The following is a 21,311-nucleotide window of genomic DNA, read 5'->3' on the forward strand; positions in this document are numbered from 1 at the left end:
CGCCGTGGACGGACACGGGGGTCAAAAGCCCGCACCCGCACGGCACTTGGCCGCGCGAGTGCGGTTGCTCACAGGGGGTTTGCGGAGCGGGGCCGGGGGAAGCACCCCCGGCCCCGCTCCCGGTCAGCGGTCAGCGGTCAGTGGGACAGCTTGGCGCGGGCGCGCCCCGCCGCCGCGGCGGGCCCGGCGCCGGCCTTGAAGGCGCGCCGCGCGATGTGCGCCTCGCGGCGCAGGTCGTGTGCGGCGTGCCGGCTGCGCCACAGCATCGAGGGCCGGCCCCCGGTGTCGTCCGCCACGATCAGCAGTCCGCCGAACAGGCCGAGGTTCTTAAGGAAGTGGATCCGGTGCTGGGCCTTGTCGCCGGAGTCCTCCTCCTCCCAGAAGCGGTGCGCGGCGAGCGTGGTGGGCACGAGGGTGGCGGCGATCGCGAGGGCGGCCGGGCGGGACATCCGTCCGGTGGCCAGCAGCAGTCCTGCGGCGACTTGGACGGCGCCGTTCAGCCGTACGGAGTCCTCGGTGCGGTCCGGCAGTGCGCGGACGCGGTCGGTGACCGGCTTCACCACGGGGTCGGCCAGCCCGGCGACGCGTTGGGGGTTGCGGAGGGTGTCCAGTCCGCCCGCGATGAAGATCGACGCCAGCATCGGCCGGCCGAGGACGCGCAACAGGCTCATGTCCTTCTCCTGGAGTGTGGAGGGTGCGGTGCGCCGGGTTCCCCGCGGGACGGGGAGCATGCGGCGTGGGCAGGCGGCGGGGCCGTCACCAGAAGCGGGTGGTGAGGGCGGGCCGGCGGACCGCCTCGACGGCGTCACGCAGGCACAGGGCGACGCCGATGGTGGCGCGCAGCACGGAGGGCCGTACGCTCTGGGCGGTCTCGGTGGCCAGGACCAGCAGGCAGCCCGCCGCCTGTTCGACCACGGAGACCGGGAGGGTGCAGTCGCCGTCGGCGGCCGCGCGGAACGCCTTCAGCGGGACCCCCGCTCCGTCGACCGTCCGCCGGGCGGCCTGTTCCAGGTACGGGACGGCCTGTTCGCAGAGTGTGGCAGGCAGGGTGAGGGTGCGCTGGAACGATGAACTGGTCATATTCACAGTGGTCCCACGGCGTGCCGTGCCCGCATCGGGCTGAGCGGGTTTTTCACCGTCCCGCGTGAGCGTCCGCCACGCCCACGCCGGGCTCGTACGCTGGGCGGGCCGCCGACCGCCGACCCCCAGCCGAGGAGGCCGCAGATGCCCCTGTCGTTCCCCGCGTCCGGCGACGAGACCCCCGCCGCCGTGGCGGCGCGGCTCACCGGCCGGGCGGTGACCGGAGTCCGTCCGCTGTCGGGCTCGCTCGCCGAGGCCGCCCTGGACGACGGCCGCACGGTGGTGGTGAAACGTGCCGAGGAGGCGGAGGCGGCGCGTGCCGAGGCGGCCGGGCTGCGCTGGCTGGCGGAGGCCGGCACGCCTCCGGTGCCGCGGGTGCACGGCCGGGAGGGGGCGTGGCTGGTCCTCGACCGGGTGACGGAGGGGCGCCCGGACCGGGATGCGGCGCTGCGGTTCGGGCGCGAACTGGCCGGCCTGCACGCCGCCGGCGCGCCCGCGTTCGGGGCGCCGCCGCCGGGCGGTCCTGTGGAGGCGTTCATCGGGCTCGCCCCGATGCGCAACGTCACGGGCGACGACTGGCCGGCCTGGTACGCGGAGCACCGTGTGTTGCCGTATCTGCGCCGGGCGGTCGACGCGGGCGCGATGGACGCCGGCGAGGCGGCGGTGGTCGAGCGGGTCTGCGCGCGGCTGCCGGAGCTGGCGGGGCCCGCCGAGCCGCCCGCGCGGCTGCACGGCGACCTGTGGAGCGGCAACGTGCTGTGGGGCGCGGACGGCAGGGTCCATGTGATCGACCCGGCCGCGCACGGCGGGCACCGGGAGACCGATCTGGCGATGCTGGCGCTGTTCGGCTGCCCGCTGCTGGACGCCGTCCTGGAGGGCTACCAGGAGGTGGCGCCGCTCGCCGAGGGGTGGCGGGAACGCGTCGGCGTGCACCAGCTGTTCCCCCTGCTGGTGCACGCCGTGCTGTTCGGCCGGGGCTACGCCGGGCAGGCGCTCGCCGCGGCCCGGTCCGCGCTCGCCCTCTGACCCGTCAGCGGGTCACCACGTGCCGCTCGTCCGGCACACAGTGCGTCATGGTGAGCCCCGTCACGTCGCGCGGCGGGTTGTCGCCGAGGTTGGCGAGCCGCTTGCGGTCCTCCTCGGTGAGGGTCTGGCCCTCCAGCGGCTCCAGGTGGGCGACGTCCTCCGGCACGATGCCGAGGCCCTCGCCGACCCGGCGGCCGAGATCGTTCTCGACGAGCAGGAAGTGCCACACCATGCGCTCCTGCACCGGGCGGTCGCACTGCGACAGCAGGTCGGTGAAGTTCTTCACCAGGTCGTCGCGCTCCCAGTCCTCCAGGAGCATGTAGCGCTGACCGGCCTGGAGGTAGTCGTTGGTGCGCTCGATCCGCTTGCGGGTGAGCCGGCCGCGGATCTCCGGGCCCTGCTCGTCGTGCGTCGGGTAGTGGGCCTCCCGCAGACCGCCCATGACGGACGGCTCGTAGTTGATGTGGGAGTTGTCCCCGCCGTCCACGTGGTAGGCCATCTGGCCGTCGCGCTGGTTGGTGCGCACCTGCGCGCTCTTGGGCTGGTTGACCGGCAGCTGAAGGTAGTTGGGGCCGACCCGGTAGCGCTGGGTGTCGCTGTAGGAGAAGGTCCGGCCGACGAGCATCTTGTCGTCGGAGAAGTCCAGGCCGTCGACGAGGACGCCGGTGCCGAAGGAGATCTGCTCGTTCTCGGCGAAGAAGTTGGCCGGCATCCGGTTGAGCACCATCTTGCCGACGGGCTTCGGCGGGAAGTCCTGCTCGGGCCAGGTCTTGGTGTCGTCCAGCGGGTCGAAGTCCAGCTCCGGGTGCTCGTGGTCGTCCATCATCTGGACGAGCAGCTCCCACTCCGGGTGGTCGCCGCGCTCGACGGCCTCGTAGAGGTCCTTGGTGGCGTGGCCGAGGCCCTGCGCCTGGACGTTGGCGGCGTCCTCCTCGGTCATGGAGCGCACGCCCTGCTTGGGCATCCAGTGGTACTTGACCAGCTTGGTGTTGCCCTCGGCGTCGACCCACTTGTAGGTGTTCACGCCGAAGCCCTGCATGTGGCGGTAGTCCGCGGGGATGCCGCGCGGGCTGAACAGGTTGACCAGCATGTGCATCGACTCGGGCGCCTGCGACATGAAGTCGAAGATGCGGCGCGGCTGCTGCTCGAAGGTGACCGGGTCGGGCTTGAGGGCGTGGATGACGTCGGGGAACTTGATGGCGTCGCGGATGAAGAAGACGCCGAGGTTGTTGCCGACGAGGTCCCAGTTGCCGTCCTCGGTGTAGAACTTCACGGCGAATCCGCGCGGGTCGCGGGCGGCCTCGGAGGAGTCGCGTCCGCCGATGACGGTGGAGAAGCGGACGGCGAGGTCGGTGCGCTTGCCGGCCTCCTGGAACAGCTTGGCGCGCGTGTAGCGGGAGATAGGCTCGTCGCCCCATGTGCCGTACGCCTCGAAGTAGCCGTACGCGGTGACGCCGCGGGCGTGGACGACGCGCTCGGGGATGCGCTCCCGGTCGAAGTGGCTGATCTTCTCGAGGAACTGGTAGTTCTCCAGCGTGGCCGGGCCGCGGGAGCCGACGGTGCGCTGGTTCTGGTTGTCGTAGACCGGGTGGCCCTGCCGGTTGGTGAGTACCTTGCGGTCGTCGCCGGTAGCGGGGCCCTGACTCGAGGTGTCCGTCATGATTCGCTGGGCTCCTTGCGCTGCTGCTTGTGGCCGGTGACGGGCCGGGGCGTGGCGGCTCCGGGCCGTCGGCCGGTTCCTGGCGGGCGGCTCGGGTACCCGGGGCCGCGGCGTCATGCACGCGTTCGCGGCCCGTTCACGGCGAAGGCCGGGCGTGCGGGCGCCCGGCCTTCGGTCGCATCCGTCGGCGGCGTGCGTACGTGGCCCATGCTGCCCCTGATCACCACGCACGGCGACCGGAGGGAAACGGAACGTGAGGGCCGCCCCTACGGGCGGGCGAGGAAGCGGTCCAGGACCGCGGTGAGCTCGGCGGGCCGCTCGAGGGGCAGTTCGTGCCCGGCGTCCAGGACGCGGATCTCGGCGTCCGGGTAGCCCTTGGCCAGGCGCAGCATCTGCCGTACGGGGAGCTGGACGTCGTGGTAGCCGTGCACCATCAGGGTCGGCGCCTGGATCTCGCCGGCCCGGTCGAGGACGTCGAAGGCGCGCATCGCCGCGTAGAGGGTCATGACCACCTCGCGGGGCGTGGACGCCGAGGCGCGAATGTACTTCTGGACCTCGTCGCGGGGGTGGCCGGGCCCGAAGGCGCGCCGGATGTTGGCGGCGACGAACAGCTTGAACGGCACCAGCGTGGACGCGCCCATCAGCAGCCCGCGTGCCCGGCTGTACGTCATGCGGCCGATGGAGTTGACCAGCACCAGGCGCTCCACCCGTCCGGGGTGGGTGAGCGCGAGGGTCTGGGCGGTCATGCCGCCCATGGAGTGGCCGACGGGGACGAAGCGGTCGACGCCGAGGTGGTCGAGGAGGGCGACGACGTCCGCGGCGAGGGCGTCGACGGTCGGCACGCCCGCGCCGGTGCTCTCGCCGTGGCCGCGCAGGTCGAGGCGGACGACCCGGCGGTGCGGGGAGAAGTGCGCGACCTGGTGGTCCCAGCGGTGCCGGTCGGCGGTCCATCCGTGGATGAGGACGAGGGGTGTGTCCGCGCCGTCGCGGGGGCCTTCGTCGTCGTAGGCCAGTGCGGCGCCGTCGACCGTGAACCGCGCCATGAGGGCCTCGCCTTCCGGATAGCTGCCGTTACCGGTCAGTAGGGTAGCGGCGGGCGGGCCCGTGGGACAGCGGGCGGCGGCGGAAAGGTGGGTGCGGGCACGACAAAGGGGCGGGAGCGCGACCGGTCCCCCGTTCCGGTCGTGCCCCGCCGTGGCTCGAAACTATGCAAGCGGAGGCTTGTCTGTGTACCGCGCCGGTGCCCGCTGCACGGGCCCACGGCACTCACCTGTGCACAGGTGAGTCCGAATCGCCCGGTTCACTCCCCAGCGATGCGCGGCTGCTCCAGGTCGCCGACGGCCACATGGGCCAGGGCGACCTCGTAGAGATCGGTCCCGGCGGCCAGGAGCTGACGTTCCAGGACCGGTTCCGCGCTGCGGACGTGCTCGCGCACGGTCTGGGCGTGCACGCCGAGGGTCTGCGCCGCCCGCTCGGCGTTGGCGCCCTCGGCGATCCAGGTGCGCAGGGTGCGGCGCACGTTGCGCGGGTCGGGGTCGAGGCGGCCCAGAAGGTCCCGCGCCCAGGAGGCGACGGCCGGTCCCGACAGCAGTTCGGCCAGGCGGCGCGCGCTCGCGGCGGAGTCGGCGGGCCCCTGGCCGTCCAGCAGGTTGATCTGGGTGTGCAGCGCCAGATGGACGACGGCCCGCACGGTCACGTCGGCGAAGTCGACGCCGAGCATGGACTCCACGCGGTCCATGCGGGCGCGCACGGTGTTGCGGCTGACGCCGAGGATCTTGGCGGTGGCGACGGCGGTGAACTCCAGGCCGAGCCGGGTGGTGGCGAGCAGTTCGGCGCGGGTGTGGTGGGGCAGGGCGTCGAGCGGGCGCAGCACCCGTGCCGCCCAGGTGCGCAGCGCCGCGGGGTCCATCAGCCGCTCGGGGTGGGTGCGCTCGGCGTACACCGCCGTCTTGTCCGGCCGGAACCGGGCCACGGCCAGCGCGCTGACGGCCTGTCCGTAGGCGGTGGCCGTGCGCGCGAGGCTCTGCCAGACGCTGCCGCCGACGAGGGTGTCGGGGTGACGCTCCACCACGGAGCGCAGGTCGGCGGCGGTGGTCTCGCGCGGGCTGAGGACGATCACATGGCCGTCGACGGCCGGGCAGCGCACCACCAGGGCCTCGTCCCGGGTGCGTTCGATGCACTCGGCGGCCAGCAGGTCGCGTACGGACGGGTCGGACTCCAGGACGTAGACGCAGGCGGTCTCGGCGTCCAGCAGGCCCGGCCAGAGTCCGGCGGCGACCCGGCGCGCGGAGACGGTGTCCTCGACCATCAGCAGCTGGAGGATCGCCAGCCGCAGGTCGGCCGTGGCCCGCCGCAGCCGGACGCCGGCCGCCTGCGTCTCGTGGGCGGTGAGCAGCAGCTCGATCACCTGTGCGGTGTGCGTGACGATGTCCGAGGCGCGCCGGTCGAAGGGGGCGCCGCGGGAGACGGCCAGCACGCAGGCGCCCGTGGGGTGTCCGATGCGCACCAGCCGCAGATGGCGTCCGTCCCCGTCCCACGCGGCGGACGCGATCCGTCCGGAGGCGACGTCCGCGGCGAGCGCCTCGTCCAGGGGCAGCGGCGTCCCGGCGAGCAGGTCGCCCGCGCCGTCCCGGAGGGCCACCTCCGCGCCCACCGCGCCGGCCAGCCAGTCCACGACCCGGCGGACGTCACGCCCGGCCGGCCGCAGGTGCTCCAGCAGTTCACGCGCCCAGCCCGGACGCCCCGCCGCCTCCGTCGCCGTCCCCAGTGCCGTGTCCTTTCCGCCCGTCACCTCGGCCTTCCCCTCGTCTCTCGCCCTGTGGCCCGGACGGGGGACGTTACCCCACGGTCCGGCGCGTCTCACTCCGGCGCGACGGGGCGTTCCCGTCCCCTGCGGGTGACGCGGGGGCGGTGTGCCGCGGCGCGGGGCGCGGGCGGCATAAGCTCGGTGAATGGCCAAGTACTTCGACGTGCACCCCGACAACCCCCAGCCGCGCACCATCGGCCAGATCGCCGCCGCCATCCGCGACGACGCGCTGATCGCGTACCCCACGGACTCCTGCTACGCGCTCGGCTGCCGTCTGGGCAGCCGCACCGGCATCGAGCGGATCCGCACCATCCGCAAGCTGGACGACCGGCACCACTTCACCTTGATGTGCCGCGACTTCGCCCAGCTCGGCCAGTTCGTGCGGATCGACAACGACGTCTTCCGCGCGGTGAAGGCGTCCACGCCGGGCCGCTACACGTTCATCCTGCCCGCGACCAAGGAGGTGCCGCGCATGCTGCAGCACCCCAAGAAGAAGACGGTCGGCGTGCGCATCCCCGACCATGTGGTCACCCAGGCGCTGCTGGAGGAGCTGGGCGAGCCGCTGCTGTCCAGCACCCTGCTGCTGCCCGGCGAGGACGAGCCGATGACCCAGGGCTGGGAGATCAAGGACCGGCTCGACCACGAGGTGGACGCGGTCCTCGACTCCGGCGACTGCGGCACCGAGCCGACCACGGTGATCGACTTCTCCGGCGGCGAGCCGGAGATCGTACGGGTGGGCGCGGGCGACGTCTCGCGCTTCGAGTGACGGACGCACAAAAGCTTCGGGTGACGGGAGGTTCGAGTGACGGAGGACGGCGCGACATGACGGACGTGCGGGGGGCCGAGGTGCGTGTCCCCACGGAGGACGGGGCGGCGGACGCGTATCTGGCGCGCCCGGCGGACGGCGTGCCCCGGCCGGCGGTGCTGGTCTTCACCGACGCCTTCGGGTTGCGCCCGGCGGTGCGGGATGCCGCCGACCGGGTGGCTCGGGCCGGGTACACGGTGCTGGTGCCGAACCTCTTCCACCGGCGCGGTCCCGCCCCGGTGGTGGAGCTGCCCGCCTTCATCGACGCCGAGGCGCGCGGTGAGCTGTTCGCCCGGCTCCGTCCGGCGCTGCGGGAGCTGACGCCCCGACGGGCGACGGCCGACGCGGGCGCGTATCTGCGGTGGCTCGCGGAGCGGCCGGAGGCGGCGGACGGGCCGGTCGCGCTGACCGGCTACTGCATGGGCGCGGGCCTGGCGCTGCGCGCGGCCGGCGCCTTCCCGGACCGGGTGGCGGCGGTGGCCGGGTTCCACGGCGGTGGCGACGGACGACCCCGACAGCCCGCACCTGGCGGCGCCGAGGATCACCGCCGAGGTGTATCTCGGGCACGCCGACGAGGACCCGTCGCTGCCGCCGGAGCAGATCGAGCGGCTGGAGGGGGCCCTGACGGACGCGGGCGTCCGGCACCGCTGCGAGGTGTACCCGGGGGCCGCGCACGGCTTCACCCAGCCCGACACGGCGTCGTACGACGAGAAGGCCGACGAACGCCACCAGGCGGCGCTGCTGGACCTGTTGGAGCGCACCTTCCCGCCCGGCGCGTCAACATGACGGCACAGCCGCCGGGTTGACGCGCGCCCCCGCCCACCGCCCGTACGGGACACCGTTGTTACGGTGCACGCGTGTCCGAATCCTCACGCGACACCGCCGAGGGCGCCGGCTGGGGCGCCTCCGTACGCGGTGAGTACATACGGCTGGTGCCGCGCCAGGCCGAGAAGATCTCCTGGCTGGACCCGAGGCATCTGTGGGCCGCCCGCAACGGCGTCCTGGCCTCCTGGTTCGGCGACCCCACCGGGGAGGTCAGGTCGCGCTGGGCGGCCCGGCGGGCGGCGGCCGGGGCTCCGGCCGACCGCGTGATCCGCCGCGACGACCCGGACCGCTTCTCGTTCCTGGTGATCGGGGACACCGGCGAGGGCGGCGAGCCCCAGTACGCCGTCGTGCCCGGCCTGTTGAAGGAGGGCCGGGACACCGCGTTCGCCGTGCTCGCCAGCGACGTCATCTACCCGGTGGGCAGCGCCGGCGACTACGGACCCAAGTTCTTCCGCCCGTACCAGGACTACCAGGCGCCGGTCTACGCGATACCCGGCAACCACGACTGGTACGAGGACCTGTCCGGCTTCATGCGGGTCTTCTGCGACGAGACGGAGCCCCTGCCGCCCGCCCCGGCGCCGCGCCCCCTCACCCGCGCCTGGCTGCGGTCCCTGCTGTGGCACCGGCCCCGCCCCGGCGACGGCGCACACCTCGACGAGGCACGGAAGCTGCGCTCCTCCCCCGCCCAGCAGGCGGTGCAGCCGGGCCCGTACTGGGCGATCGACGCCGGGCCGCTGCGGATCGTCGGCATCGACACCGGGCTGCTCGGCACGCTCGACGCCGAACAGGGCGCGTGGCTGCGTGAGGTGTCGCGCGACCCGCGCCCGAAGATCCTGGTGACCGGCTCGCCGCTGTACGTGGACGGCGAGCACCACCCGTGCCCGATCGAGGGCGGCGGCACCGTCGACGACATCGTCCGCGACCCCGCCCACCGGTACGTGGCCGCGATCGGCGGCGACATCCACAACTACCAGCGCTACCCGGTGCGTCTGGACGACGGCCGCACCCTGCAGTACGTGGTGGCGGGCGGCGGCGGGGCGTTCACGCACGCCACCCACACCATCCCCCGGGTGGACGTCGCCGGGGTCACCGAGGCGGACTTCCGCTGCTACCCGCTGCGCGGCGACTCCCTCGCCTTCTACAGCGGACTGTACGGGCGGCGGACGCGGCTGCGCCGGTTCTTCTCGCTGACCGAGGCGGAGGCGGCCGCGGTGATCGCCGAACGGCTGGGCATCGGGCCGACCCGGGTTGCGGGCGCGCCGGCCCGGGTGACCCGCCGGATGCGGCTGGTCGCGGGGCTGCTCGGCACCGGACGCCGGCCGGACCGGGGGAAGCGGTTCCGGCTGCCGGTGCGCAAGGCGTACCAGTCGCTGCTCTCACCCGGTTCGGCCACGTACCACCCGCCGTTCTTCAAGTCCTTCCTGCGGATCGACGTGACGCCCGAGGCGCTGCGGCTGCGCTGCTTCGCGGCGACCGGGCAGCGGGCGCAGGAGGTCTCCCCGCCCGTGGAGGACGAGGTGACCGTCCCGCTGAGCTGAGGGCGGCTACCAGCGTCCCGGCCCGGGGCCGGTGAGGGGCCGGGAGGGCGCGCCGTCCACGCCGCCGGGGACGTCCCCGGCGAGCATCACGCGGTGCGTGATCCGCGGGTGGTCGAGGAGGGCCGTGCCGGCGGGGCGAGGTGGATGGTGGCACGGTTGTCCCGGAACGCCACGGCGCCGGGCTCCCGGCGCAGCCGCACGGTGTACTCGGGGCGCGTGGCCCTGCTCCAGCAGCATGTCCAGGATCGCCCGGCTCTCGGTCCGGCCCGACGCGGCTGTCCGTCGTATGCGCCCCACTCCGTCGCTCGTCCCCGGCGGCCCCGGACGAACCGGCTCCCGGAAGATCGTGGCAGGGGAAGCGGGACCTGGCGACAGGGCGCCGGGCCCGTCCGGTTGATCACCTCCCCCGTCGTGACGGACGCTGGGAGGACGACACCGCGACCGGAGGGCCCTCCCGTGACGAGCATCCCGCAGCACACCCTCAACGACGGCACGACGATCCCGGCCATCGGCCTGGGCACCTGGCCGATGGACGACGCCGAGGCGGAACGGGCGGTGACGACGGCCCTGCACGCCGGGTACCGCCTGATCGACACGGCCGCCAACTACCGTAACGAGACCGGCGTGGGCCGTGCCGTGGCCGGCGCGGGCGTCCCGCGCGAGGAGATCGTCGTGACGACGAAGCTCCCCGGCCGCCACCACGGCTACGAGGAGACCCTCGCCTCCTTCGAGGAGTCCCGCGCCCGGCTCGGCCTGGACCACGTCGACCTGTACCTCATCCACTGGCCGCTCCCCCGCGTCGACAAGTACGTCGACTCCTGGAAGGCCATGATCAAGCTCCGGGAGGACGGCCTGGTCCGCTCGATCGGCGTCTCCAACTTCACGCCCGCCCACGTCGAACGGCTGGAGAAGGAGACCGGGGTGCTGCCCTCGGTCAACCAGGTCGAGCTGCACCCGTTCTTCCCGCAGGAGGAGCTGCGCGCCCACCACGCGGACAAGGGCGTGCTCGTCGAGAGCTGGAGCCCGCTGGGCCGCGGTTCGCAGCTGCTGGACGACCTCGCGGTGGCCGCCGTGGCCGACGCGCACGGCGTCACCCCGGCGCAGGCGGTGCTGCGCTGGCACGTCCAGCTGGGCGCGGTGCCGGTGCCGAAGTCGTCCGACCCCGAACGGCAGCGCGCCAACCTGGACGTGTTCGGCTTCGAACTGGACGACGCACAGATGCGGACACTTTCCGACCGGGCGCACCGGCGGATCGGCGGGGACCCGGAGGTGCACGAGGAGTTCTGACCGGGTACCCGGGAGCCGCCCGTACGGAAGGCGGACGGGCCCGGCGGAGGGAGCGGTGCGGTGGGCGGAAAGGGCCGGCTGCGGGACTATCACGGCAAGCGGCACTTCGACCGGACGGCGGAGCCGCGCGGCGACGGGCGGGAGGCGCGGGAAGAGCGGGACGCCCTGCCCCGGTTCGTCGTGCAGATCCACGACGCCCGCCGGATGCACTTCGACTTCCGGCTCCAGGTGGGCGACGTGCTGAAATCGTGGTCGGTGCCCAAGGGCCCGCCCGCCGACCCGCGCGACAAACGGCTGGCCGTGCCGACGGAGGACCACCCGCTGGAGTACGAGGAGTTCGAGGGCGTCATCCCGCGCGGCGAGTACGGCGGCGGCACGGTGATCGTCTGGGACCACGGCACATACGAGCCGTTGAGCCACGACCGCCGGGGCCGGCCCGTGGACTTCGCGGAGTCGCTGGAGCGCGGGCACGCCACGTTCCGGCTGCACGGCCGGAAGCTGCGCGGCGAGTACGCCCTCACCCGCTTCCGCGACGCGGACGACGGCGAGGAGGCGTGGCTGCTGGTGCGGGCGGCCAAGGGCGGCTCCGGCGGCCGGGGCGCGCCCGACCCGCGCCGGGCCCGCTCCGCCCGTACGGGCCGCACGCTCGCGCAAGTCGCGCGGGAGGGCGGCTGATCGCCCGGGCGCGGGAGGTCGGCCGGGAGGGGGCTGAACCGGCAGACGCGGGAGATCGGCCGGAAGGGGGCTGAACCGCCGGAGGCGGGAGATCGGCCGGAAGGGGGCTGAACCCCCGGGGGCGGGAGGTCGGCCGGGGAGGCGGCTGAACCGCCCGGGCGCGAGGGTCAGCGGCGTGGGAGGGCCTGTTCCGCCCAGATGGTCTTGCCGCCGTCCGCCTGCCTGCACCCCCAGCGCTGGGTGAGCTGGGCGACCAGCAGCAGCCCCCGGCCGCCCTCGTCGAAGGCGTGCGCCCGGCGCAGATGGGGCGAGGTGGAACTGGAGTCGGTCACCTCGCAGATGAGGGTGCGGTCGCGGATCAGCCGCACCCGGATCGGGGGCTCCCCGTAGCGGATGGCGTTGGTGACCAGCTCGCTGACCACCAGCTCGGTGACGAACGAGATGTCGTCCAGACCCCAGGCGGACAGCAGGTCGAGCGCCCACTTGCGGACAACGGCGACCTCCCCGGGGTCCTTTGCCACGTCCCGCGCGGCGACCTGCCCGGCGCCCAGGGCGCGGGTGCGGGCGAGCAGCAGGGCGACGTCGTCGCCGGGCTCCTCGGGCAGCACCTGCTTGAGCACGACGTCGCACAGGGCGTCCAGCGACTCCGTGGGCACGGTCAGGGCGCGGCACAGCTCCTGGGTGGCGTGGTCGACGTCCCGGCCGCGGCCGTCGACGAGCCCGTCGGTGTAGAAGGCGACCACACAGCCCTCGGGCAGCTCCAGCTCGGTCGCCTCGAACGGCATGCCGCCGACGCCCAGCGGCGGTCCCGCGTTCAGCGGCACGAGCCGGCAGGTGCCGTCGGGCAGCAGCAGAGCGGGCGGGGGGTGTCCGGCGGCGGACACCGTGAGCAGGCGGGAGACGGGATCGTAGACGGCGTACAGGCAGGTGGCGCCGAGCTCCGGGACGTCGACGCGGTCGTCGGCGCTGAGGTGGGTGACCAGGTCGTCGAGGTGGGTGAGCAGTTCCTCGGGCGGCAGGTCGACGTCGGCGAGGGTGCGCACGGCCGTGCAGAGCCGGCCCATGGTGGCCGTGGAGGGGATGCCGTGTCCGACGACGTCGCCCACGACCAGGGCGACCCGGGTGCCGGACAGCGGGATGACGTCGAACCAGTCGCCGCCGATGCCCACGGCGGACGCGGTCGGCAGATAGCGGTGGGCGATCTCCACGGCCGCCTGCCCGGGCCGCACCTTGGGCAGCAGGCTGTTCTGGAGGGTCATGGCGGTGGCGCGTTCCCGAGCGAAACGGCGGGCGTTGTCCACGCACACGGCGGCCCGGCCCGCGATCTCCTCGGCGAGGACGGCGTCGTCCTCGGCGAACTTCTCGGGGCGGAGGTTGCGCAGGGCGATCGCGACGCCGAGCGTGGTGCCGCGGGCGAGCAGCGGCACGGCGAGCTCGGCGTGGATGCGGTGGGCCCGCGCCGCCTCCGTCCGCAGGGACTGCGGCTCGCGCTCGGCCATCCACCGGTCGAAGTCCGTCTCGCCCGCGTGCGCGAGCACGGCTCTCCCTTCGCGCAGCGCCCGCGCGGGCGGCGAGTACGCCGGGTAGACGTCGGTGCGGCCGAGGGGGACGACCGTGGCGGGCGCGTCCGGGCCGGCGGAGGCGTGCGCCACGCGGCGCATCACCACGTCGGGGTCGTCGCGCAGCGGGGGCGCCTCCGCGTCGAGCACCCAGTCGAGCAGGTCGACGGCGGCGAAGTCGGCGAAGTCCGGCACCAGCAGCGCCACGAACTCCTCGGCGGTGCGGACGACGTCGAGGGTCGTGCCCAGGGCGGTGGTGGCCTCGTCGATCAGGGCCAGCCGGCGCCTGGAGCGGTGCTGCTCGGTGGAGTCCAGGCCGGCCAGCGCGGCGCCGATCACCTGGCCGGTGGTGTCCCGCAGCGGCCACATCTCCACGTCCCAGGCCTGCCGGTCCGGGGCGGCGCTCGCCTGGCTGTTGGTCTCGTCGCGCATCGGGCGGCCGGTCTCGACGACCGTGCGCATGTTCCGGTCGATGGAGCGGGTGCCCTCGCCGGGACCCGCGACGTCGAGGAAGGTGCGGCCCAGCAGGGTCTCCTCCGTGCCGCCCATGGCCTCGCAGGCGGCGGCGTTGAGCCGGACGAAGCGGTGCTCGGTGTCGAAGACGGAGATGGGCAGCGACGACTGTTCGAAGACCCGGCCGCCGAGCGACGTCTCCCGCGTGCCGACGGGCGCGGTGGTGACCACGTAGCCGGCGGTCTCGTCCCCGGGCCCGTCGAGCGGGGACAGCCCGATCCGGAGCGTCAGCACGTGGCCGTCACGGTGACGCGCCGTGACGGTTCCCACGGGCAGGGGCGGACCGCCGGGCGGAGGCTCCCCACCGTCCGGCTCCCCGACGAGCAGGTCCCGCACGGCACGGCCCACGGCCTCGTCGGCGGAGAACCCGGTCAGCCGCCGGGCTCCCTCGCTCCACCCCGTCACGACGCCGCGGGCGTCGACAACAAGCACGGCGGAGGCGTCGTCCATTCGTCCAGGATCGACCCGCGGGCGTCACCTCTCAACCGCGGCGGGTGCGCCCGGGGCGGCCGCGCGTGCGTCCCGGTCACCGCGGCGGCCCTCACCCCCCAGGGGTGGACCCGGCCCCGCCGGCCGCGTTCGCAGGCGGGACGGCTCCGGGCCGAGGCCACCCGGCGACCGACCGAGTTCGCGGGCGGGGACGATGCCGGCGGGGGCCGCCCGGTGCCCGACCGCCTCGACCCCGGTGGGTGCACAAAGCCAGGCCCTCACCCACGCAGGGGTGAAACCGGCCCGCCAACCGCGTCCGTGGACGGGACCGCTCCGGGCGAAGACCGCCCGGTGTCTCAGCCCCGGTGGGCGCGCAGGGCGGCGAGTGCCTTGTCCGCGTGGGTGTTCATGCGCAGCTCGCTGCGCACGACCTCCAGCACGGTCCGGTCCTGGCCTATGACGAAGGTGGCCCGCTTGGTCGGGGCCACGGAGATGCCCCGCTTCACTCCGAACCTCTCGCGGATCGCGCCGTCGGCGTCGGACAGCAGGGGCATGCCGAGGGTGTGCCGTCCGGCGAACTCCGCCTGGCGCTCCACGGGGTCCGCGCTGACGCCGACCGGCCGGGCGCCCACCTCGGCGAACTCGCCGGCGAGGTCGCGGAAGTGGCAGGCCTGGGCGGTGCAGCCGGGGCTCAGGGCGGCTGGGTAGAAGAACAGCACCACCGGGCCGTCGGCGAGCAGCTCGGACAGCCGGCGTACGGTGCCGGTCTCGTCGGGCGCGGCGAAGTCCTCGACCGTGTCGCCCTTCTCCAGGCGCGCGCTCACGCCGCCCCCTCCGCGTTCTTGGCGACGCCGCGCGCCCACAGGACGAGCGGCACCTGCAGCGGCAGCCGGCCGAAGGCGGCGGCGCGCTGGGGTGCGGGGCGGTGGCGCCAGTCGACGGCCATCTTCACGTTGGCGGGGAACACCCCGACGAAGAAGGCCGCCGCGGCCAGGGCGGCGGCCTCGCGGGTGCGGGGCAGGGCCACCCCGGCGGCCAGCGCCAGCTCGGCGGCGCCGCTGGCGTACGTCCAGGCGCGGGGCGAGCCGGGCAGGGAGCGCGGGACGATGTGGTCGAACTGGCGGGGCGCCGCGAAGTGCGCGGTGCCGGCGGCGGCCAGCAGACCGGCGAGCAGCAGGGGTGAGCGTGCGGACCGTGACACGGTTCCTCCTCCGGTGACTGCCGCGCACGTTACCGGACGGTAAGGCAGCGGCGGCGAGGGAGGGTCGGGGCTCAGTCCGCCGAGGACTCGGTGTCCGTCGCGGCCGCGTGGGCGAGGAAGTCGTCGACCATGCGGTGGAACAGCGTGGCCAGTGTGCGCAGGTCCTCCTCGGACCAGTGGGCGAGTGCGGCCTGCATGCCGCGCACCCCGGTCTCGCGGATCCTGGCGATCGCGTCGCGGCCGGCGTCGGTGAGCTCGATGCGCTGGGCGCGGCGGTCGTCCGGGTCGGGCACGCGGACGACGTGTCCGGACCGCTCCAGGTGCTGCACCGTGCGCGTGACGTGTGAGGCCTCCACCCCGAGCCGCGCCGCCAGCTCCCCCGGCCGCATGGGCTCCTCGCCGGCCATCTTCCGCAGCAGCGCCGCCCCGGCCCGGTCCAGCGGCACCCCCGCCGCGGCCATCAGCCGCTCGTGCTGCCGGGCGCGCGAGCTGAGGTAGGTGATGCGGTACAGCGCGCGCTCGATCTCGACCACCTCCGGGGAGGCGGAGGGGTCGGAAGGCGGAGGTGTGGACATGGGCGCACTTTACCATCTCATTGCGTAACTCAATCAATTGGGGTGCGCGGAATGGAACCCTCCACTCCCGATCCGCGATGCGCCCGCCCGCCCCCGTTCGCGCTCCGTTCGGGCGAAACACCGGGGCCGGACGCGTGCGGCCGGGCGGCGGCGTCCACACCTCACCCGTGACCCTCCCGCTGATCCCGCCGATGCTCGCCACACCCGGCCGGCTGCCGCCTCCCTCGGCGGACGCGCGCTGGGCGTACGAGACCAAGCAGGACGGGCAGCGGGCGGTGGTCTACCTCCCGGGTGACGGGAGCATCGTGCTGCGCGCCCGGTCCGGGCAGGAGATCACCGGCGCGTATCCCGAGCTGCGTCCGCTGGCGACCGCGCTCGGCTCCCGGCCCGCCGTGCTGGACGGGGAGATCCTCGCCCTCGACGCGGAAGGCCGGGCGAGCTTCCAGCTGCTCCAGTCGCGGATGGGCCTGGCCCACTCCCCCGCCCGCGCGGTGCGCCGGGCGCAGACGGTACCGGTGCATCTGGTCCTGTTCGACGTGATGCACCTGGACGGCCGCTCGCTGCTCCGCGAGCCGTACGTCCGCCGCCGCGAGGAGCTGCTGGATCTCGGGCTCGACGGGCCTTTCTGGTCCACCCCGGCCGCGATCGTGGGCCACGGCCGGGAGGCGCTGCGGGCCACCGTCGAGCACGGACTGGAGGGGCTGGTCTGCAAGCGGCTGGACTCGGTGTACGAGCCGGGGGTCCGCTCACGCGCCTGGATCAAGATCCGCAACATGCGCACCGAGGACGTGCTCATCGGCGGCTGGCTGCCGGGCAAGGGCCGCCTGACGGGGCTGCCGGGCGCCGTCCTGGTCGGGCAGCGGGCGGGGGGCCGGCTGCGTTACGTGGGCGGCGTGGGCACCGGCTGGAGCGAGGCCGAACGCGCCGAGCTGGCCGCGCTGCTGAAGGCCGCGGAGACCGACGTCTGCCCGTTCGACCCGCCGCCCTCCGCCCCGGGCGCCCACTGGGTGGTGCCCCGGCTGGTCGGCGAGGTGCGGTACAGCACCCGCACCCGCGAGGGCATGCTGCGCCAGCCGTCCTGGCTGCGCCTGAGGCCGGACCTCGCGCCCGAGGAGGCGGCGGCCGACCTTCCCGACGACCTCGCATGACCTGAGGGCGGCCCCGTACCGACCGGTCCGCATCTTTCCCCCGACACCCTCTTGGCATGGGCACGCCCGACCGGGATGCTGTGAACTCCCCAGCCCCCCACAGCCGTTGGGCTGCGCCTGTCCCGAGGAGGACGCAGTGTCGCCGAGCAAGCCCCGTACGCACGCCAGGAGATGGCTGACCGGACTGGCCGGCGCGGCCGCCCTGGTCGTCGCCGTCCCCGCCACGGCCTTCGCCGCTCCCCCGCCCGCGCTCCCGGCCGACGCCGACGCGCTGGAGAGCACCTACCAGCCCGCCTTCGACTACGACACCGACGGCTGCTACTCCTCCGCGGCCATCGGCCCCGACGGAACCGTCAACCCCGGGCTGAACCCTACCGGCGCCCTCAACGGCAACTGCCGTGACGCGTCCGACCTGGACAACACCAACAGCTACGCGCGCGCCAAGTGCAACAACGGCTGGTGCGCCGTGGTGTACGCGCTCTACTTCGAGAAGGACCAGGCCATCCCGGGCATCAGCCTCGGCGGGCACCGCCACGACTGGGAGCACGTCGTGGTGTGGGTGCAGAACGACACCGTGCAGTACGTGGCGACATCCAACCACGGCTCGTTCACGGTCCACCCCCGCTCGTCCGTCCGCTTCGAGGGCACGCATGCGAAGGTCGTTTACCACAAGGACGGCATCAGCACCCACTGCTTCCGCCTGGCCGGCGCGGGCGACGAACCGCCCGAGAACCACAAGGGCACCTGGCAGTACCCGCCGCTGGTCGGCTGGAACGGCTACCCGCCCGGACTGCGCGAGAAGCTCGTCGCGCACGACTTCGGCAGCGCCCACTTCGGCCTGAAGGACGGCAGTTTCGCCTCGCACCTGGCGAACGCCAAGCCGTCCGGCATCCCCTTCGACCCGAACGGATGACACACATGGGCGAGTTGACGCCTGGGGGTGCGACGCCGTGTCCCCGGCAAAGGGGGGCGGCGGGGGTCTATCGTGACGCCATGGCCGTCCCGGAACTAATCCGTATCGTCTCCCGCGACTCGCCCATGGCGCTCGCCCAGGTGGAGCGCGTCCGCGCCGAGCTGACCGCGGCCCACCCCGGGGTGCGTACCGAGGTGGTCCCGGTACGCACCACCGGGGACAAGTGGCTGGGCGACCTGTCGCAGGTGGAGGGCAAGGGCGCGTTCACCAAGGAGGTCGACGCCGCGCTGCTGGCCGGCGAGGCGGACCTCGCGGTGCACTGCGTGAAGGACGTCCCCGCCGACCGGCCGCTCCCGGCGGGCACCGTCTTCGCGGCGTTCCTGGAGCGGGACGACGTCCGCGACGCGCTGGTGCACCCGGACGGTCTCACCCTGGACGCGCTGCCGCCCGGCACCCGGATCGGCACGTCGTCGGTGCGCCGGGTCGCACAGCTCGCCGCCACCCATCCGCAGCTGCGGTGCGTGCCGCTGCGCGGGAACGCCAACCGGCGGCTGGCGAAGCTGGCGGAGGGCGAGGTGGACGCGCTGCTGCTCGCGGCCGCGGGTCTGGAGCGGATCGGCCGCGCCGACGTGATCAGTGAGGTGCTGTCCCCGGACGTGATGCTGCCGCCGGTCGGCGCGGGAGTCCTGGCCCTGCAGTGCAGGGAGGGCGACACGGGTCTGATCGAGGCGGTCTCCGTCCTCAGCCATCCCGACACGCACCGCGAGACGACCGCCGAGCGGATGCTGCTGCACGTCCTCCAGGGGCACTGCAACAGCCCGATCGCCGGACTGGCCCGTGTGGACCGAAGCGGTGAACTGTCCTTGCGCGCCTGTGTGTTCACCCCGGACGGCAAGACCCGGCTGAACGCCCACGAGTGGGCGGGGCGGCTGGACCCGGCGACGCTCGGCACGTCGGTCGCCGTGGCGCTGCTGCGTCAGGGCGCCCGCGAGGTCATCGACGGCATCCCGCACTGACCCTGCCGGGGCGGGCGGGTCAGGCGGTGCCTTCCTCGGCCTGCTCCTGGAGGAACAGGCTCACCTGCTGCGCGAGGCTCTCCCGGGCCGTCCCGGCGCTCGCGCCGGGCGAGGGTTCGAGGACGCCGACACCGCCCGTCCACAGCCGGCGCCCCGCCCACTCCTCGTCGGCGCGCAGCTGCACCTGGACGTCGACCTGCGCCAGGGACGCCTCGGGGGCGGCCGCGTAGAGCACGGCGGTGGCGCGGCGCAGCGGATAGACGTCGAATCCCTCGATGAATTGCGAGTTGCGCCAGTCGATGAATGCGCTCTCGCCGTCGGGTCCGGTCCGCACGTCGATCTGACCGTCCTCGAGATGAATGTACACAGGGCGTTCGCCCCGGTTTTCCACGGTCACCCGGACCCGGAAGTACGACAGCCCTTCGGTGGCGTCGTCCCGTCCGCGCGGCGGGTCGCCCGCTTCCAGACGATGGACGCGGACCCGCAGACCGGCATGCTCGTCGTACTCCTGCCAGTCCCCGACCACGTTCGGCTCGTACACAGTGCACCTCTCGACTTCTGTCCGCTGCTTCCTATCTGTGGGCTCAGCGCACTGTCAAATGAGCGCAATGCGCTGTGGTCAGGTGGTTCGCCCGATCTGATCGCCGATCAAGCGCTGCGCAGGAGGAATCCCCCGGCCGGACCACGGACGCGGCGCCGAGGCGTGCCGTACATCACGTCCGGCACGGTGATCGCCCCCGCACGGGCGGCGCCCGGCGCCCCTTCCCCGCCGGCACGGCCACGCACCCCGCCCCGGCCTGCCGCTTTTCACGCCCTGAATTCCTTCGATTCCACAGCGTGCGTATTTCCTGAATTCAACGGACCGCGATCCGTGAAGGATTTCCGGCAGCCGTTTTGAAATCGCGGCGCACAGGGAAAGGAATTCTCAGTGCTTCGGACAGGAGGCACGTCCGTGTTCTGTCCATCCGGCACCCGCTCAGGGAGGTGCGCGTGTGATGCGTACCGTCAGTCCCAGGAAGCCCCACTCCCATGACGACGCCCCCGAGACGACGCGTGACTTCGAGCGTCTGGCCGGTCTGCCCGACGGGCCCGAGCGCCGGAGGCTGCGCGACGAGCTGGTCACGGCGTGGCTGCCGATGGCCGAGCGCATCGCCGTCCGGTTCCGGGGCCGCGGAGAGGCCCTGGAGGACCTGTACCAGGTGGCGGCCCTGGGTCTGGTGAAGGCCGTCGACCACTACGACCCGGCGCGCGGCAACGCCTTCGAGGCGTACGCGGTCCCGACCGTCACCGGCGAGATCAAACGCCACTTCCGCGACCACATGTGGACGCTGCACGTGCCGCGCCGGGTGCAGGACCTGCGCAACCGGGTGCGCACCGCGGCGAAGGAGCTGTCGCAGACCACGCCGGGGCCTCCGCCCACGGTCGCCGAGATCGCCGCGCACGCCCGGCTGACGGAGGACGAGGTGCGCACCGGGATGGAGGCCCTGGAGTGCTTCTCCGCGCTCTCCCTCGAGGCGGAGATGCCGGGCACCGACGGGTACGCCCTGGGCGACTCGATCGGCGGCCCGGACCCGGCGTACGACGCGGTCGTGGACCGGGTGGCGGTGCGGCCGTGCCTGGAGGCGCTGCCGGAGCGGGAGCGGCTCATCCTCTATCTGCGCTTCTTCAAGGGGATGACGCAGAGCGGCATAGCCGACCAGCTGGGCATCTCCCAGATGCATGTCTCCCGCCTGCTGAGCAGCTGCTTCGCGCAGGTGCGCGAAGAGATGGCGTCGGCCGACGCCGGCTGAGCGCTCAGGGCTTCGGGGGGCCGTCCGCGGGGGCGTCCGGGAGGCGGGTGGGGCCGAGCCGGTCGAGGGTCTCCTCGAGGACCGTGCGGACCTCGGCGGGCAGTGCGCCCGTGCGGCCCCAGACGAGGATCATGTCGGCGATGCTGCGGAGCTTGATGTTGGTCCGCTGGGACACCTCCTTCAGCACCGTCCAGCCCCGGTCGGGCGAGACCCGTCCGAGTGCCACGATCATGCCGATCGCCTGGTCCACCACCGCGTGCGAGACCACCGCGTCCTTCAGCTGCCGGACTTCCTTCTCCAGCTGGAGGATCCGGTCCGCGCCCCCGTCCGTGGGCATGGTCACCTCCGGTTCCGGTGTGCCGCTGCCGCGGCGCCTTCGCCAGGTGCTTGAGTGCCTTCACCCAGTGTCCGATCCCTCCATGGTCGCCACACGGACCGCCCCTCGCCACCGGGGTGGACCACGGG

20 protein-coding genes and 2 pseudogenes are annotated in these 21,311 nt (G+C 73.8%); 10 read left to right on the forward strand and 12 right to left on the reverse strand.

Features of this window, described 5'->3' with window-relative positions; translation table 11 throughout:
* Positions 1 to 137: 137 nt before the first annotated feature.
* Together AY578_RS01840 and AY578_RS01845 are read right to left on the reverse strand one after the other, a co-directional pair.
* Positions 138 to 671, reverse strand: coding sequence for a DoxX family protein (locus AY578_RS01840; protein ID WP_028958766.1), 534 nt, complete (start codon positions 669 to 671; stop codon positions 138 to 140).
* Between the two features lie 85 nt (positions 672 to 756).
* Positions 757 to 1,080, reverse strand: coding sequence for a hypothetical protein (locus AY578_RS01845; protein ID WP_019525588.1), 324 nt, complete (start codon positions 1,078 to 1,080; stop codon positions 757 to 759).
* Between the two features lie 144 nt (positions 1,081 to 1,224).
* Here AY578_RS01845 and AY578_RS01850 point away from each other — a divergent pair, with 144 nt between their 5' ends.
* The gene (locus tag AY578_RS01850) at positions 1,225 to 2,106 is read left to right on the forward strand and encodes a fructosamine kinase family protein (RefSeq protein ID WP_028958765.1); all 882 of its coding nucleotides are present in this window, start codon (positions 1,225 to 1,227) and stop codon (positions 2,104 to 2,106) included.
* 4 nt (positions 2,107 to 2,110) lie between these two features.
* On the opposite strand, the gene AY578_RS01855 is transcribed toward AY578_RS01850, so the two are convergent.
* The 3 genes from AY578_RS01855 to AY578_RS01865 all read right to left on the reverse strand — a co-directional run bounded on the left by AY578_RS01855 (position 2,111) and on the right by AY578_RS01865 (position 6,557).
* Positions 2,111 to 3,766: a catalase gene (locus AY578_RS01855; RefSeq protein ID WP_028958764.1), complete on the reverse strand. Its 1,656-nt coding sequence runs from the start codon at positions 3,764 to 3,766 to the stop codon at positions 2,111 to 2,113.
* Positions 3,767 to 4,032: 266 nt separating this feature from the next.
* Positions 4,033 to 4,809 carry an alpha/beta fold hydrolase gene (locus AY578_RS01860; RefSeq protein ID WP_019525585.1) on the reverse strand — a complete coding sequence of 259 codons (777 nt, stop codon included), beginning with the start codon at positions 4,807 to 4,809 and terminating at the stop codon, positions 4,033 to 4,035.
* A gap of 257 nt (positions 4,810 to 5,066) precedes the next feature.
* Positions 5,067 to 6,557 (reverse strand): PucR family transcriptional regulator, encoded by a 1,491-nt coding sequence (locus AY578_RS01865; RefSeq protein ID WP_210638385.1) that lies wholly within the window; start codon positions 6,555 to 6,557, stop codon positions 5,067 to 5,069.
* A 160-nt stretch (positions 6,558 to 6,717) separates the two neighbouring features.
* Here AY578_RS01865 and AY578_RS01870 point away from each other — a divergent pair, with 160 nt between their 5' ends.
* The 3 genes and pseudogenes from AY578_RS01870 (at position 6,718) to AY578_RS01880 (ending at position 9,740) form a co-directional block, all read left to right on the forward strand.
* Positions 6,718 to 7,338 carry an L-threonylcarbamoyladenylate synthase gene (locus tag AY578_RS01870; protein WP_028958760.1) on the forward strand — a complete coding sequence of 207 codons (621 nt, stop codon included), beginning with the start codon at positions 6,718 to 6,720 and terminating at the stop codon, positions 7,336 to 7,338.
* A gap of 56 nt (positions 7,339 to 7,394) precedes the next feature.
* Positions 7,395 to 8,163 (forward strand): annotated as a pseudogene (locus AY578_RS01875) (dienelactone hydrolase family protein).
* Between the two features lie 71 nt (positions 8,164 to 8,234).
* On the forward strand, positions 8,235 to 9,740 hold the full coding sequence (locus AY578_RS01880) for a metallophosphoesterase family protein (protein WP_028958759.1): 1,506 nt from the start codon (positions 8,235 to 8,237) through the stop codon (positions 9,738 to 9,740).
* A 6-nt stretch (positions 9,741 to 9,746) separates the two neighbouring features.
* Here the strand turns inward: AY578_RS01880 and AY578_RS01885 are convergent.
* A pseudogene (locus AY578_RS01885) lies at positions 9,747 to 10,004 on the reverse strand (TauD/TfdA dioxygenase family protein); the annotation flags it as partial.
* Between the two features lie 192 nt (positions 10,005 to 10,196).
* On the opposite strand from AY578_RS01885, the gene AY578_RS01890 reads away from it, so the two are divergent.
* Both AY578_RS01890 and AY578_RS01895 read left to right on the forward strand, forming a co-directional pair.
* Positions 10,197 to 11,027 (forward strand): aldo/keto reductase, encoded by an 831-nt coding sequence (locus tag AY578_RS01890; protein WP_136239595.1) that lies wholly within the window; start codon positions 10,197 to 10,199, stop codon positions 11,025 to 11,027.
* A 60-nt stretch (positions 11,028 to 11,087) separates the two neighbouring features.
* Positions 11,088 to 11,702, forward strand: coding sequence for a DNA polymerase ligase N-terminal domain-containing protein (locus AY578_RS01895; protein ID WP_019525579.1), 615 nt, complete (start codon positions 11,088 to 11,090; stop codon positions 11,700 to 11,702).
* A gap of 167 nt (positions 11,703 to 11,869) precedes the next feature.
* Here the strand turns inward: AY578_RS01895 and AY578_RS01900 are convergent, their stop codons facing one another.
* The 4 genes from AY578_RS01900 to AY578_RS01915 form a co-directional block, all read right to left on the reverse strand.
* Positions 11,870 to 14,224, reverse strand: coding sequence for an ATP-binding SpoIIE family protein phosphatase (locus AY578_RS01900; protein ID WP_258901804.1), 2,355 nt, complete (start codon positions 14,222 to 14,224; stop codon positions 11,870 to 11,872).
* Positions 14,225 to 14,559: 335 nt separating this feature from the next.
* A complete protein-coding gene (locus tag AY578_RS01905; RefSeq protein ID WP_161107643.1) occupies positions 14,560 to 15,027 on the reverse strand; it encodes a redoxin domain-containing protein in 468 nt (155 codons plus the stop codon).
* The gene (locus AY578_RS01910; RefSeq protein WP_258901805.1) at positions 15,024 to 15,404 is read right to left on the reverse strand and encodes a DoxX-related protein; all 381 of its coding nucleotides are present in this window, start codon (positions 15,402 to 15,404) and stop codon (positions 15,024 to 15,026) included. Before AY578_RS01910 ends, AY578_RS01905 begins: the two co-directional genes overlap by 4 nt.
* A gap of 71 nt (positions 15,405 to 15,475) precedes the next feature.
* On the reverse strand, positions 15,476 to 15,979 hold the full coding sequence (locus AY578_RS01915) for a MarR family winged helix-turn-helix transcriptional regulator (protein WP_028958757.1): 504 nt from the start codon (positions 15,977 to 15,979) through the stop codon (positions 15,476 to 15,478).
* Between the two features lie 167 nt (positions 15,980 to 16,146).
* On the opposite strand from AY578_RS01915, the gene ligD reads away from it, so the two are divergent.
* The 3 genes from ligD to hemC all read left to right on the forward strand — a co-directional run bounded on the left by ligD (position 16,147) and on the right by hemC (position 19,056).
* Positions 16,147 to 17,127 carry a non-homologous end-joining DNA ligase gene (gene ligD / locus AY578_RS01920; protein ID WP_258901808.1) on the forward strand — a complete coding sequence of 327 codons (981 nt, stop codon included), beginning with the start codon at positions 16,147 to 16,149 and terminating at the stop codon, positions 17,125 to 17,127.
* Positions 17,128 to 17,263: 136 nt separating this feature from the next.
* Entirely contained in the window at positions 17,264 to 18,040 is a 777-nt protein-coding gene (locus tag AY578_RS01925; RefSeq protein ID WP_028958756.1) for an NPP1 family protein, read from the forward strand.
* An 80-nt stretch (positions 18,041 to 18,120) separates the two neighbouring features.
* On the forward strand, positions 18,121 to 19,056 hold the full coding sequence (hemC, locus tag AY578_RS01930) for a hydroxymethylbilane synthase (RefSeq protein WP_019525572.1): 936 nt from the start codon (positions 18,121 to 18,123) through the stop codon (positions 19,054 to 19,056).
* Between the two features lie 19 nt (positions 19,057 to 19,075).
* Here hemC and AY578_RS01935 read toward each other — a convergent pair whose 3' ends face one another.
* Positions 19,076 to 19,597, reverse strand: a complete 522-nt coding sequence (locus AY578_RS01935; protein WP_258901814.1) for a hypothetical protein — start codon at positions 19,595 to 19,597, stop codon at positions 19,076 to 19,078.
* A 454-nt stretch (positions 19,598 to 20,051) separates the two neighbouring features.
* Between AY578_RS01935 and AY578_RS01940 the strand changes: the two genes are divergently transcribed.
* Positions 20,052 to 20,846, forward strand: a complete 795-nt coding sequence (locus tag AY578_RS01940; RefSeq protein WP_019525570.1) for an RNA polymerase sigma factor SigF — start codon at positions 20,052 to 20,054, stop codon at positions 20,844 to 20,846.
* 4 nt (positions 20,847 to 20,850) lie between these two features.
* Here the strand turns inward: AY578_RS01940 and AY578_RS01945 are convergent, their stop codons facing one another.
* Complete coding sequence (locus AY578_RS01945; protein WP_202414926.1) at positions 20,851 to 21,183, reverse strand: ANTAR domain-containing protein; 333 nt, start codon at positions 21,181 to 21,183, stop codon at positions 20,851 to 20,853.
* Positions 21,184 to 21,311: the final 128 nt, after the last annotated feature.

The sequence above is a fragment of the Streptomyces thermocarboxydus genome, from assembly GCF_024760485.1.
In the GTDB taxonomy this organism is placed as follows: domain Bacteria; phylum Actinomycetota; class Actinomycetes; order Streptomycetales; family Streptomycetaceae; genus Streptomyces; species Streptomyces cellulosae.